Origin of the sequence: Streptomyces sp. NPDC089919, from assembly GCF_040684615.1 — a bacterium.
Classification (GTDB): Bacteria; Actinomycetota; Actinomycetes; order Streptomycetales; family Streptomycetaceae; genus Streptomyces.
Map to the genome: position 1 here is coordinate 38,715 of NZ_JBFBGK010000005.1, position 12,947 is coordinate 51,661.

At 72.5% G+C, this 12,947-nt stretch carries 9 protein-coding genes; 4 read left to right on the top strand and 5 right to left on the bottom strand.

Annotation, left to right across the window (positions count from 1 at the left end; all coding sequences use genetic code 11):
- Nucleotides 1-7: 7 nt before the first annotated feature.
- The 3 genes from cydD to AB0O40_RS03780 are packed head-to-tail and all read right to left on the bottom strand — an operon-like array spanning nt 8 to nt 6,104.
- Nucleotides 8-3,538 (bottom strand): thiol reductant ABC exporter subunit CydD, encoded by a 3,531-nt coding sequence (gene cydD, locus AB0O40_RS03770; protein ID WP_365035271.1) that lies wholly within the window; start codon nt 3,536-3,538, stop codon nt 8-10.
- 37 nt (nt 3,539-3,575) lie between these two features.
- Nucleotides 3,576-4,580 (bottom strand): cytochrome d ubiquinol oxidase subunit II, encoded by a 1,005-nt coding sequence (cydB, locus tag AB0O40_RS03775; protein ID WP_365035273.1) that lies wholly within the window; start codon nt 4,578-4,580, stop codon nt 3,576-3,578.
- Nucleotides 4,581-4,598: 18 nt separating this feature from the next.
- Complete coding sequence (locus tag AB0O40_RS03780; protein ID WP_365035275.1) at nt 4,599-6,104, bottom strand: cytochrome ubiquinol oxidase subunit I; 1,506 nt, start codon at nt 6,102-6,104, stop codon at nt 4,599-4,601.
- 191 nt (nt 6,105-6,295) lie between these two features.
- Here AB0O40_RS03780 and AB0O40_RS03785 point away from each other — a divergent pair, with 191 nt between their 5' ends.
- Nucleotides 6,296-6,664, top strand: coding sequence for a cyclophilin-like fold protein (locus AB0O40_RS03785; RefSeq protein WP_365035277.1), 369 nt, complete (start codon nt 6,296-6,298; stop codon nt 6,662-6,664).
- A 16-nt stretch (nt 6,665-6,680) separates the two neighbouring features.
- Here the strand turns inward: AB0O40_RS03785 and hisC are convergent, their stop codons facing one another.
- Nucleotides 6,681-7,760: a histidinol-phosphate transaminase gene (gene hisC / locus AB0O40_RS03790; protein WP_365035279.1), complete on the bottom strand. Its 1,080-nt coding sequence runs from the start codon at nt 7,758-7,760 to the stop codon at nt 6,681-6,683.
- A gap of 350 nt (nt 7,761-8,110) precedes the next feature.
- On the opposite strand from hisC, the gene AB0O40_RS03795 reads away from it, so the two are divergent.
- The 3 genes from AB0O40_RS03795 to AB0O40_RS03805 all read left to right on the top strand — a co-directional run bounded on the left by AB0O40_RS03795 (nt 8,111) and on the right by AB0O40_RS03805 (nt 11,549).
- Nucleotides 8,111-9,223, top strand: a complete 1,113-nt coding sequence (locus AB0O40_RS03795) for a LacI family DNA-binding transcriptional regulator (RefSeq protein WP_365035280.1) — start codon at nt 8,111-8,113, stop codon at nt 9,221-9,223.
- A 191-nt stretch (nt 9,224-9,414) separates the two neighbouring features.
- Complete coding sequence (locus AB0O40_RS03800) at nt 9,415-10,602, top strand: metallophosphoesterase (RefSeq protein WP_365035282.1); 1,188 nt, start codon at nt 9,415-9,417, stop codon at nt 10,600-10,602.
- Between the two features lie 155 nt (nt 10,603-10,757).
- Nucleotides 10,758-11,549: a hypothetical protein gene (locus tag AB0O40_RS03805; RefSeq protein WP_365035284.1), complete on the top strand. Its 792-nt coding sequence runs from the start codon at nt 10,758-10,760 to the stop codon at nt 11,547-11,549.
- 48 nt (nt 11,550-11,597) lie between these two features.
- Here the strand turns inward: AB0O40_RS03805 and AB0O40_RS03810 are convergent, their stop codons facing one another.
- Nucleotides 11,598-12,047: a hypothetical protein gene (locus tag AB0O40_RS03810; protein ID WP_365035286.1), complete on the bottom strand. Its 450-nt coding sequence runs from the start codon at nt 12,045-12,047 to the stop codon at nt 11,598-11,600.
- Nucleotides 12,048-12,947 lie beyond the last annotated feature (900 nt).

Below are 12,947 nucleotides of genomic sequence, written 5' to 3' on the forward strand. Positions count from 1 at the left end.
AGCCTAGTTAGTCCCATTTGCTGTGGAAAGTCGGCCGGCCCGTGGAAAGGCCGGCCAGCAGCCGGTCGGCGTGCCGCTCGCGTTCCAGCATCGCCCGCAGCGGTCCCGGTGCCTCGGCCAGTTCCGCGTACGCCCCCCGCTGGACCACCCGTCCGGCAGCCAGCACCAGCACCTCGTCCACCGCCTCCAGACCGGCCAGCCGGTGGGTGATCAGCACGGTGGTGCGGCCCTCGGTGGCCGCCAGCAGGTCCTCGGTCAGCGCGTCCGCGGTCGCCAGGTCCAGGTGCTCGGCCGGCTCGTCCAGGACGAGCACGGGGAAGTCCGCGAGCAGTGCCCGGGCCAGTGCCAGCCGCTGCCGCTGGCCGCCGGAGATCCGCTCGCCGTGCTCGCCCACCGGAGTGTCCAGCTCCAGCGGCAGCCGGGCCGCGGCCAGCGCCGCCCGCAGTTCCTCGTCCCCGGCACCGGTCCGGGCCAGCCGCAGGTTCTCGCGGACCGTGCTGTCGAAGATGTGCGCGTCCTGGGCGCACAGCCCGACGGACCGCCGGACCGCGTCCTCGTCCAGCACCCGGACGTCGGTGCCGCCGAGGGTGTACGAGCCGTGCTCGGCGTCCAGGAAGCGCAGCAGCACCTGGGCGAGGGTGGTCTTGCCCGAGCCGGAGGGCCCGACCACCGCGATCCGGCGGCCGGCCGTCAGGGTGAGGTCGACCCCGGCGAGGGCCTCGCCCTCCTGCCCGGGGTGCCGGGCCCGCAGCCCGCGCAGGTGCAGCGGGAAGGGACCGGCCGGCGGCCGGGCGGGGGAGTCCGGGGCCCGCACCGGCTCGGGGGCGTCGAGCACTTCGTAGACCCGCTCGGCGCTGCGCCGCACGCGCTGGCGGTACTGGACGGCCGACGGGAGCCCGGCCACCGCCTCGAAGGCCGCCAGCGGGGTGAGCACCACCACGGCCAGGGCCACTCCGGACAGCCGCCCCTCGCGCACCGCGGCCACGCCCGCCAGCGCGGCCAGCACCACCGTGAGCCCGCAGACCAGCGCGGAGAGCCCGGCGCCCAGGCCGGTCGCGGCGGCGCCCCGGCGGGCGATCCGGGTCAGCTCGGCATCGGCCGTCCGGGCCCGGGCCAGCCGGTCCGGCAGCGCCCCCGCCACGGTCAGTTCGGCCGTACCGGTCAACAGGTCGGCCACCTCGGTGGCCAGCTCCCCGCGGGCCCCGGCGAGCCGGCGCTCGGCCCGCCGGGCCACCGCCGCGGTCACCAGCGGGACGCCGGCCCCGGCGAGCAGCAGCCCCCCGGCGAGCACCGCACCCGCCTCGGGCAGCAGCCACCCCAGGAACCCGGCCGAACCGGCGCCCACCAGCACCGCCGTGGCCACCGGCAGCAGCCAGCGCAGCCAGTAGTCCTGCAGCGCGTCGACATCGGCCACCAGCCGGGTCAGCAGGTCCCCGCGCCGGGTGTGGCGCAGTCCCGCCGGGGCGATCCGCTCCAGCCGCCGGTAGACGGAGACCCGCAGCTCGGCCAGCATCCACAGGACCGCGTCGTGGGAGACCAGCCGCTCCGCGTACCGGAACACGGCCCGGCCGATCCCGAAGGCCCGGGTCGCGGTGACCGCCACCATCAGGTACAGCACCGGCGGCTGCTCGGAGGCCCGGGAGATCAACCAGCCCGAGACGGCCATCAGGCCCACCGCCGAGGCGGTGGCCGCACTGCCCAGCAGCAGCGCCAGGGCCAGCCCGCCCCGGCGCGCCCGGGCGGCCCGGCGGACCCGTCGCAGCACCCCGCCGGGCCCCGGCGCCGCGCCGCGGTCGGGGGCGGTCCCGGGGAGTTCGAGGGGGAGCAGGGCGGCGGGGTCCGCGGCGGCCCGCGCCGTGCGGGGGCCCCGGCCGGGGGCCGCGGACGCCGTGGGGTCCGGGGCCGGCTCCAGCCGCACCACCCGGTCCGCGACGGCCAGCAGCGCGGGCCGGTGGACGACCATCAGCACCGTGCGGCCCACCGCGAGCCGGCGGACCGCCTCGACGATCCCCGCCTCGGTCTCGCCGTCCAGGGCGGCCGTGGGCTCGTCCAGCAGCAGGACCGGCCGGTCCGCCAGGAAGGCCCGGGCCAGCGCCAGCCGCTGGCGCTGGCCGGCCGACAGTCCGAGGCCGCCCTCGCCCAGCAGGGTGTCGGCCCCGCGCGGCAGGGCCGACACGAACTCCCAGGCCCCGGCGTCCCGCAGGGCCTGCGCCACCTCGGGCCCGGTGGCCCCGGGCCGGGCCAGTCGGACGTTCTCGGCGATGGAGCCGGCGAACAGGTGCGGGCGCTGCGGCACCCACGCGATCCGGGCGTGCCAGTCGGCCGGGCGGGCCTCCGCCAGGTCCACCCCACCGGCCAGCACCCGGCCCTGCTCGGGCGGGACGAAGCCGAGCAGCACCTGGAGCAGGGTGGACTTGCCCACCCCGCTCGGCCCGGTCAGGGCCACCGTCTCGCCCGGTCGCACCGTCAGCGACAGCGGGGCGAGGGCCTGCTCCGCGCGGCCCGGGTAGCGGACCGCGACCTCCTCCACCCGCAGCTCGACGGCGGCGTCCGGTACCGGGGCGGTGCCCGGGGCGGTGCCCGTACCGGCCTCCAGTACCGCGAAGATCTGCTCCGCGGCGGCCAGTCCCTCGGCCGCCGCGTGGTACTGCGCGCCCACCTGGCGCAGCGGCAGGTAGGCCTCCGGCGCCAGGATCAGGATGACCAGGCCGGTGTAGAGGTCCAGATCGCCGTGGACCAGCCGCATGCCGATGGTCACCGCCACCAGCGCCACGGAGAGGGTGGCCAGCAGTTCCAGGGCGAAGGAGGAGAGGAACGCGATCCGCAGGGTCTTCAGGGTCGCCCGCCGGTAGTCGGCGGTGATGGCCCGGATCGACTCGGCCTGGGCCTTGGCCCGGCCGAAGACCTTCAGGGTCGGCAGCCCGGCCACCACGTCGAGGAAGTGCCCCGACAGCCGGGACAGCAGGGTCCACTGACGGTCCATCCGGGCCTGGGTGGCCCAGCCGATCAGCATCATGAACACGGGGATCAGCGGCAGGGTGACCACGATGATCGCCGCGGACACCCAGTCCTCGGTGACGATCCGGGCCAGCACCGCCACCGGGACCACCACGGCCAGCCCCAGCTGGGGCAGGTACCGCGCGAAGTAGTCGTCCAGTGCGTCCACGCCCCGGGTGGCCAGGGCCACCAGCGAGCCGGTGCGCTGGCCGCCCAGCCAGCCGGGGCCCAGCCCGGAGGCCCGTTCCAGCAGCCGGCCGCGCAGTTCCGACTTGACCGCCGCGCTCGCCCGGTGGGCGGCGAGTTCGGTCAGCCAGGAGACCAGCCCCCGGCCCAGGGCCACCGCCGCGAGCAGCACCAGGGGGGTTCGCAGCTCCGCGGTCCCCCGGCCTTCCTGGAAGGAGCCCACCACGATCTCGGCGATGAGCATCGCCTGACCGACGACCAGCCCCGCCCCGAGGAGGCCGAGGGCCACCACCGCCGCCAGGAAGCGACGGGTGGCACGGGCGTACCGGAGCAAGCGCGGGTCGATCGGTTTCACGTGAAACATCCCCCTCGACAGGAAGGCGGCGGAACCGTCAGTGGACGGGATCGGCGATGTGCTGGGTGCCGATCCGCTTGCGGAACACCCAGTAGGTCCAGCCCTGGTAGAGCAGCACCAGCGGAGTGGCCACCGCCGCGCACCAGGTCATGATCTTCAGGGTGTACGCGCTGGACGAGGCGTTGGTGACCGTCAGGTTCCACGCGTCGTCCAGCGAGGAGGGCATGACGTTCGGGAAGAGGGTCAGGAACAGCATCGCCACGGCGGCGGCGATGGTGACGCCCGAGAGGGCGAAGGACCAGCCCTCGCGCCCGGCGGCGATCGCGCCGAGGGCACCGACCAGCGCCAGCACCGCCACGATCATCGCGGCCAGGCTCTTGCCGTCGCCCTTCGAGACCTGGGTCCAGATCAGGAAGACCAGGGCCAGGACGGCCGTCAGCGCACCCAGCCACAGGGCCAGCCGGCGGGCCCGCACTCGGATGTCACCGACCGTCTTGAGCGAGGTGAACACCGCGCCGTGGAAGGTGAAGAGGGTGAGGGTGACCAGGCCGCCGAGGATCGAGTAGACGTTGAGCAGGTCCCAGAAGTTGCCCACGTACTCCTTGTGGGCGTCGATCTTCACACCGCGGACGATGTTGGCGAAGGCCACGCCCCACAGGAACGCCGGGATCAGCGAGGTCCAGAAGATCGCCTGCTCCCAGTTGCGCTGCCAGTTCTCCTCGGGCCGCTTGGCGCGGTACTCGAAGGCGACGCCCCGGAAGATCAGGCAGATCAGGATGAAGAACAGCGGCAGGTAGAACCCGGAGAAGAGGGTGGCGTACCACTCGGGGAAGGCGGCGAAGGTGGCGCCGCCCGCGGTGAGCAGCCAGACCTCGTTGCCGTCCCAGACCGGCCCGATGGTGTTGATCAGGACCCGCTTCTCGGTCCGGTCCCGGGCCAGCAGCTTGGTCAGTACGCCGACTCCGAAGTCGAAGCCCTCCAGGAAGAAGTAGCCGATCCACAGGACCGCGATGAGTACGAACCAGACGTCGTGGAGTTGCATGTCTCGCGCTCCTCAGCCTCAGTACGAGAAGGCCATCGGCCGGTCGGCGTCTTTGTCGTCGCCGCCGATCTTGGTGGGCGGGTTGAGATCGGCCTCGGTGAGCTCCGGGGGGCCGGCCTTGACGTACTTCACGAGCAGCTTGACCTCGACCACCGCGAGGATGGCGTAGATCAGGGTGAGCACGACCATCGAGGTGATGACCTCGCCGTTGGAGACGCCGGGGGAGACCGCGTCCCGGGTGCGCAGCACGCCGTAGACGGCCCACGGCTGGCGGCCCATCTCGGTGAAGATCCAGCCCCAGGAGTTCGCGATCAGCGGGAAGGCCAGGGTCCAGACGGCCGCCCGCCAGAACCACTTGGTCAGCTGGTCGCCGAGGGGCTTCTTGTACAGCACCAGCCTCGGCACCTCGTCGTCACCGGTGCGCAGCGCCGGCGGCAGCATGAACTTCTTCCGGGTCAGCCACAGGCCCAGGATGCCGAGCATGAAGGAGGCCATGCCGAAGCCGATCATCCAGCGGAAGCCCCAGAAGGCGACCGGGATGTTGGGCCGGTAGTCGCCGGGCCCGTACTTCTCCTGCTCGGCCTTGTTGATGTCCTTGATGCCGGGGACGAAGGAGGTGAAGTCGTCGTTGGCGAGGAAGGACAGTATTCCGGGGATCTCGATGGCGACGGTGTTGTGGCCCTTGTCCACGTCCCCGTACGCGAAGATCGAGAAGGGCGCTCCGTCCTGGCCGTCCCACAGGGCCTCGGCGGCGGCCATCTTCATCGGCTGCTGCTTGAACATGACCTTGCCGAGGAAGTCGCCGCTGAGTGCGGTGAGCATGCCGGCGATCACGACCGTGACCAGCCCCAGCCGCAGCGAGGAGCGCATCACGGTGATGTGCTTCTTGCGCGCCAGGTGGTAGGCCGCGATGCCGACCATGAACGCGCCGCCGGTCAGGAACGCGGCGGAGAGCGTGTGGAAGACCTGGGTCAGGGCGGTGTTCTGGGTGAGCACCGCCCAGAAGTCGGTCAGCTCGGCCCGGCCGGTGGCCTTGTTGATCCGGTAGCCGACCGGGTGCTGCATCCAGGAGTTGGCCGCCAGGATGAAGTACGCGGACAGGACGGTGCCGATGGACACCATCCAGATGCAGGCGAGGTGGATCTTCTTCGGCAGCTTGTCCCAGCCGAAGATCCACAGCCCGATGAAGGTGGACTCGAAGAAGAACGCGATCAGCGCCTCGAAGGCCAGGGGCGCCCCGAAGATGTCGCCGACGAACCGCGAGTAGTCCGACCAGTTCATGCCGAACTGGAATTCCTGCCAGATGCCGGTGACGACACCCATCGCGATGTTGATCAGGAAGAGCTTGCCCCAGAACTTCGTGGCCTTGAGGTACTTCTCCTTCTCCGTCCGCACCCAGGCGGTCTGCAACCCGGCGGTCAGCGCCGCGAGGGAGATCGTCAGGGGGACGAAGAGGAAGTGGTAGACGGTGGTGATGCCGAACTGCCATCGCGCCAGAGTCTCCGGCGCCAAAGCTAGGTCCACGTCGTCTTCTCCTTACGTCGCCGTGGTCACAGCCGCAGTCTGCCCGCTCAAACCCGACCGGAACGGGATCAACCAGGACACGCTTGTGAACGCGTTCACATTCACAAGCATTATGTCGTACCGGTTCTCAGCCGATTCATCCGGGGGGTCCACCTCTAGCCAAGAAATTCAACATATTGTTGAATTCGGCCATGCAGATTCGAATCTCCTGGCCCGCCGGCCAGCTCACCGCCAGCCTCGACGAGACCCCGACCTCGGCCGCCCTGGCCACGGCGCTGCCCATCCACGCCACCGCCAACACCTGGGGCGAGGAGGTCTACTTCGACACCGGCGTCTCCGTGGCGCTCGAGGCCGACGCCCGGCAGGTCGTCGACCCCGGCACGGTCGCCTTCTGGACCGACGGCGACGCCCTCGCCCTGCCCTACGGCCCGACCCCGATATCGCGCGGAGGCGAGAGCCGCCTGGCGAGCCCGTGCAACCTGCTCGGCTCGATCGACGGCGACCCCCGCCTCCTGGCCACCGTCCGCGACGGCGACCCCATCCGCGTGGAACTGGTCTGACCCAGCCCCGGCGCGGCTACAGCTCCTTGCGGAACGCCTCCGCCGTGTGCAGGAAGATGTCGTTGGCCTCCGGCTCGCCGATCGTGACCCGCAGGCCCTCACCCGCGAACGGCCGGACCACCACACCGGCCTGCTCGCAGGCCGCCGCGAAGGCGGCGGTCCGCTCCCCCAGCCGCATCCAGACGAAGTTCGCCTGGCTGACCGGCACCGTCCAGCCCTGGCCCACCAGGCCCTCGTAGACGCGGTTGCGCTCGCAGACCAGCGAGCCGACCCGGCCGAGCAGCTCGTCCTCGGCCCGCAGCGAGGCCACCGCGGCGTCCTGGGCCAGCTGGCTCACGCCGAAGGGCACCGCGGTCTTGCGCAGCGCCGCCGCCACCGGCTCGTGCGCCACCGCGAAGCCGACCCGCAGGCCGGCCAGCCCGTACGCCTTGGAGAAGGTCCGCAGCACCGCGACGTTGGGCCGGTCCCGGTAGAGCTCGATGCCGTCCGGCACCTCCGCGTCCCGGATGAACTCGCGGTACGCCTCGTCGAGCACGACCAGCACGTCCGAGGGCACCCGGTCCAGGAAGCGCTCCAGCTCCTCCCGGCGCACGACCGTACCGGTCGGGTTGTTGGGGTTGCAGACGAAGATCAGCCGGGTCCGGTCGGTGATCGCCGCGGCCATGGCGTCCAGGTCGTGCACATCGCCCTCGGTGAGCGGCACCTTGACCGAGGTCGCACCCGAGATCTGCGTGATGATCGGATAAGCCTCGAAAGACCGCCAGGCGTAGATGACCTCGTCACCCGGACCGGCCGTCGACTGGATCAGCGACTGGGCCACGCCCACCGAGCCGGTGCCGGTGGCGATGTGCTCCACCGGCACGCCGAAGCGGTCCGCGAGCTCGTTCACCAGGCCCGTGCAGGCCATGTCGGGGTAGCGGTTGAAGCTCCCGGCCGCGGCCACCGCGCTCTCCAGCACCCCCGGGAGCGGCGGGTACGGGTTCTCGTTGGAGGAAAGCTTGTATGCGACCGGGCCCCCGGCAGCGGCGGGCTTCCCCGGCTTGTAGGTGGGGATGCCGTCCAGCTCGGCGCGCAGCTTCGGGCTCTTCTCGCTCACCGCAGGTCCTCCTCGACCTTCCCTTACAACTCAATACTGCTCACCTTATGAGGATTCCGCCGTTCGGAGAATGGCTGGCAGAAGGAATGAGGGGAGCGCATGCATATATGCGTGCGCCGGTGGCTTGCGCCGTGGCGCGCGTCCCCCGTGAAGGTGAGTTGAGACCACTTCGAAACATCACCACTTTGGCATGCCCGTACCCGCCGACAGGCCCCAGCTCGGACCCCTCCCGGTCAACGGCCTTAGTTTCCAAGGTCATTGGGGGTGGCGAACCATGCAGAATCGTGCCTGTCAACGGGTGCATATGCACCCGGACCACCCGCCCGTCCGAGCCCTACTATCGGCTCGCCATGACAGCAGCAGGGAAGCATCAGGTGAGCCGGACGGAGACCCCCCGGCGGGCCGCCCGGCAAGGACGGGCAGGCATCAGGGACGTGGCCGCCGCGGCCGGCGTCTCGATCACAACTGTCTCGGACGCGCTCAATGGCAAGGGCCGGCTGCCGGACGCCACCCGCCGCCACGTCCGCGAGGTCGCCGACCGGCTGGGCTACCGCCCGTCCGCCGCGGCCCGAACGCTCCGTACGGGCAAGTCGGGCCTCATCGGCCTGACCGTGACCACCTACGGGGATGAACCTTTCACCTTCACCGAATTCGCGTACTTCGCGGAGATGGCCAGAGCCGCCACCTCGGCCGCGCTCGCCCGCGGGTACGCCCTGGTGATCCTCCCGGCCACCTCGCGCCACGACGTCTGGTCGAACGTGGCGCTGGACGGGACGGTGGTGATCGACCCCTCCGACCACGACCCGGTGGTCACGGAGCTGGTCCGGCAGGGCCTGCCCGTGGTCTCCGACGGCCGGCCGGCCGGCTCGCTGCCGGTCACCGCCTGGGTGGACAACGACCACGAGGCGGCCGTGCTCGACCTCCTCGACCACCTCGCCGCCGCGGGCGCCCGCCGGATCGGGCTGCTCACCGGCACCACCACGGACACGTACACCCGGCTCTCCACGACCGCGTACCTCAACTGGTGCGCCCGGGTCGGCCAGGACCCGGTCTACGAGTCCTACCCCGCCCACGACCCGTGCGCCGGCGCGGTGGCCGCCGACCGGCTGCTCGCCCGGCCGGACCGGCCCGACGCCGTCTACGGGCTCTTCGACCCCAACGGCACCGACCTGCTCGCCGCCGCCCGGCGCTACGGGCTGCGGGTCCCCGACGACCTGCTGCTCGTCTGCTGCAGCGAGTCCACCGTCTACGCGAACACCGAACCGCCCATCACGACCCTCTCGCTCAAGCCGCGCCGGATCGGCACGGCGGTCGTCCAGCTCCTCATCGACGCCATCGAAGGGGTGGACACGGAGCGGCCGGTCGAGCAGGTGATACCGACCGAACTGATCATCAGGACCTCCTCGCAGCGCCGGCCGCCGCGGACCACCGTCAGCCCGCCGCGCTCGCCGGCCGGGGACTGACGACGGGGAAGAGCTCCGCACCACCGCCCGCCCAGACCACCCAAACCGGGAGAAACAACCAACCCGGCCCGGGTTCGTCCAGGATTCACCACCCCTGGTGCGTCACACAGCGCGAGCCGCATTCCTATGATGGGCGCACGACATCACGGACCCTCCGGCCAGGAGGGTCCGCAGGTGTACGGCAGCGCGAGGTGGTGGAGGGGTCGATGACTCAGGGGGCCGGTCAGGGACCCGCGATGCGGACGGATACGCTCCGGGATTTCCGCGTTCCCGAGGTCGAGTACGCCCCGGAGGCTCACGCCCCGTTCACCGCGCAGGGCCCCGCCCCGTCCGCGGCGGCGGCCCCCGCCCCCTTCGTCAACCCGTACGCCACCGACCCGTACCCCGGGGACGGCCACCGCGCCGAGGCCCAGCCGGCCGGTGCCGGCGGGCAGCTCCCCGACGCGGACCCCGACGGCTACACCCCCACCCAGCGCGACCTGCCCGTCATCGGGCGGCCCGAGGGGGGCCCGGGGGACACCGTCCAGGTGCAGTACGTCCCCGAGGACCGCGGCGGTCCGGGCCCGCTCTGGGTGGTCGGCGACGTGCACGGCTACCTCGACGAACTGGTCGCCGAACTCCGCGCCCAGGGCCTGCTCGACGCCGAGGGCAACTGGTCCGCGGGCAACGCCCGGCTCTGGTTCCTCGGCGACTTCACCGACCGGGGCCCCGACGGGATCGGCGTGATCGACCTGGTCATGCGGCTCTCCGCGGAGGCCGCCGCGGCAGGCGGCTACTGCAAGGCCCTCATGGGCAACCACGAACTGCTGCTGATCGGCGCCAAGCGCTTCGGCGACACCCCCGTCCAGTCGGGCGCGGGCACCGCCACCTTCCAGGCCGCCTGGCTGCTCAACGGCGGTCAGCGCACCGACATGGAGCGCCTGGAGGACGTCCACCTGCAGTGGATGTCCCGGCTCGACGCGGCCGCCCTCGAGGACGGCCACCTGCTGCTGCACTCCGACACGACCGCCTACCTCGACTACGGCGACTCGATCGAGGACGTCAACGACACCATCCACGAGCTGCTCAACCGCAACGACGCCGACATCTGCTGGGACCTGTTCCGCAAGTTCACCAAGCGCTTCGCCTTCCGGGACGACGAGTCCGGCCCGGTCGCGGTCCGGGAGCTGCTGGACGTCTACGGCGGCGAGCGCGTGGTGCACGGCCACAGCCCCATTCCGTACCTGCTCGGCGAGGTCGGTTCGGAGGACGGCGACGACAGCAGCGGACCCACCGTCGAGGGGCCGCACGTGTACGCCGACGGACTCGCCATCGCCATGGACGGCGGGGTGACCATGGCCGGAAAACTCCTGGTCCGGCAACTGCCGCTGCGCGACTGAGTGTTCACCGTCCGGGGTATTTCACGAAAGCCCCTGTCATGGCACGGCACGGGCGCTCTACCATCGCACTGTCCGTAGCAGGCTCTCCTCCGTTTCCGCCGTTTGTCCGGTCTACGCGGGCATACCGGCGCCCACGGAGCATCGGGGGATGCAACATGACCAGCGCTCCGCACCTGCTGACCGAGGACCGCCCGGAATTCCAGCGCCTCCTCGACGAAGCTCTGCGCAACGCGCCCGAGCGACCGGACCTGGCCTCGATCGGTGAACGCCTGAACGCCGAACAGTTGCGCACCATGGCCATGGACGCCAGCGGCATCCTGATCGGCGCGGCGGCTCCCGAGTACGAGCACTTCGTGAAGGTCAGAGAGGACCACCGGGACCCGGCGCTGCGCGGGCCGGCCACGGCCGACGAGGCGCCCGGCAGGGTCGGGGCCGGTGCGGTGGTGGCGGTCCTGGCGCCAGTGCTGTCCGGCACGGCCATGCTGATCTTCCTGCTGGTCGGCTACCTGCTGAAGCTGCTGGACCCGGCGCCCGCCTTCGCCGGCACCATGCTGACGGCAGGCTGGCTCTTCGGGGCGCTGACCGTGCTCGCGATCCTCTTCGCCGCCGTCGGGCTGCTGGTCACCGCGGTCCGCAACAGCGCCACCGAGGTGGTCCCGGAGGACCCCCAGGACATACCCGAGGAGGTCTCCCGCGCCCGGGAGGCCTGGCAGCACGCCCTGCTGGAGCGGGGCATCCTGCCCTTCCTGCGCGACGCGCTGGCCGATCCCGGGGCGGACCCGGCCGCCGGGGCGCCGTACCGGCCGGCCGGGCGCATCCCGCAGCTGGGCTACACCCGGCCGGACTTCACCAGCCCCGCGGCCGAGGAGCCGGCCCGCCGGCCCGGCTACAGCAGCCCGGACTTCACCAGCCCCGACGTCGGCGGCCCGGACCGCCTCCCGGACTGATCGTCCGGAGGGCGGCCCGGGCCGCGGTACGTCACTTCTCTGGGGCGGCTACATCTTCTGGTCCGCCTGCTGGTTCTTCTTGACCGGCTGACGCCGGAACTTGTCCGCCTTGACGGCCTGGTTGCGCACGGCCGGCGCGGGCGTCTGCCGGTGGAGGGTCCCCGGGGACGTGGTGAGCGCGGGGGCCGACCGCAGAGCCGGGGCGCTGGTGGGACCGGGGAGCACCTGGACCCACGGGTGGGTGTTGCCCGCGCCGGTCGTACCGCAGCCCAGCGAGGGCGTGGGGTTGTCGATGGTGCAGAAGGTCTCCCAGACCTGGCCCGTGGTGGTGGCGATCTCGATGTTCGCGCCGTTGGAGTGCTCGTCGACGGCGATGCCGCAGGCCACCCCGGTCGGGTAGCCCGGGTTGCGGGCCGGGTTGGTCAGGTTGTGCCAGTCGAAGTTGGTGGCCTGCGGCTGGATGCCGCGGATGCCGACGTAGGCGATGCCGTTGATCATCACCGCCTTGATCTCGCGGTTGGCGGCGGGCTTGTAGTTGGCGATGGCGTTGCAGCCGCCGGTCGCGCCGGTTGCTCCCGTGGCTCCCGTCGCGCCGGTGGCTCCCGTCGCACCAGTAGCGCCCGTGGCGCCGGTAGCGCCCGTCGCACCGGTGGCACCCGTCGCACCGGTAGCGCCCGTGGCACCCGTCGCGCCGGTAGCGCCCGTGGCACCCGTCGCTCCGATCGGGCCCTGGGGGCCCTGCGGGCCGGTCGGGCCGATGGGGCCCGTGTCACCGGTGGCACCGGTCGCACCCGTGGCGCCGGTCGCACCAGTCGCACCCGTCGCACCTGTGGCCCCGGTCTCGCCCGTGGCCCCAGTGGCCCCAGTGGCCCCGGTGGCTCCAGTGGCACCCGTTGCGCCAGTGGCGCCGGTGGCTCCGGTCTCACCCGTGGCGCCCGTAGCACCCGTAGCCCCGGTGGCCCCGGTCTCGCCCGTCGCGCCCGTCGCGCCGATCGGGCCCTGGGGACCCTGCGGGCCCGCGGGGCCGGCCGGGCCCATCTGGCCCTGGGGGCCCTGGGGGCCGGTTGCCCCGGTGGGGCCGGGGTCCCCCGTGGCGCCGGTGGCTCCGGTCGGACCCGTGGCACCCGTACCGCCGGTCGCACCCGTGGCGCCGGTCGCGCCGGTGGCACCGGTCGCACCCGTGGCTCCCGGACCGCCGGTGGCGCCCGTGGCACCGGTCGGGCCCTGCGGACCCGCCGGACCGGTCTCACCCGTCGCGCCCGTCGCACCCGGACCGCCGGTGGCGCCCGTGGCACCGGTCGGGCCCTGCGGACCCGCCGGACCGGTCTCACCCGTCGCACCCGTCGCACCCGGACCGCCCGTCGCACCCGTGGCGCCGGTCGGACCCTGCGGGCCGGT

Excerpts from the sequence above, each read along its gene's own strand:
- cydB (WP_365035273.1), bottom strand. The coding sequence starts at position 4,580 with ATGCAACTCCACGACGTCTGGTTCGTACTCATCGCGGTCCTGTGGATC.
- AB0O40_RS03785 (WP_365035277.1), top strand. The coding sequence starts at position 6,296 with ATGCAGATTCGAATCTCCTGGCCCGCCGGCCAGCTCACCGCCAGCCTC.
- AB0O40_RS03810 (WP_365035286.1), bottom strand. The coding sequence starts at position 12,047 with ATGATCAACGGCATCGCCTACGTCGGCATCCGCGGCATCCAGCCGCAG.
- AB0O40_RS03795 (WP_365035280.1), top strand. The coding sequence starts at position 8,111 with ATGACAGCAGCAGGGAAGCATCAGGTGAGCCGGACGGAGACCCCCCGG.
- AB0O40_RS03805 (WP_365035284.1), top strand. The coding sequence starts at position 10,758 with ATGACCAGCGCTCCGCACCTGCTGACCGAGGACCGCCCGGAATTCCAG.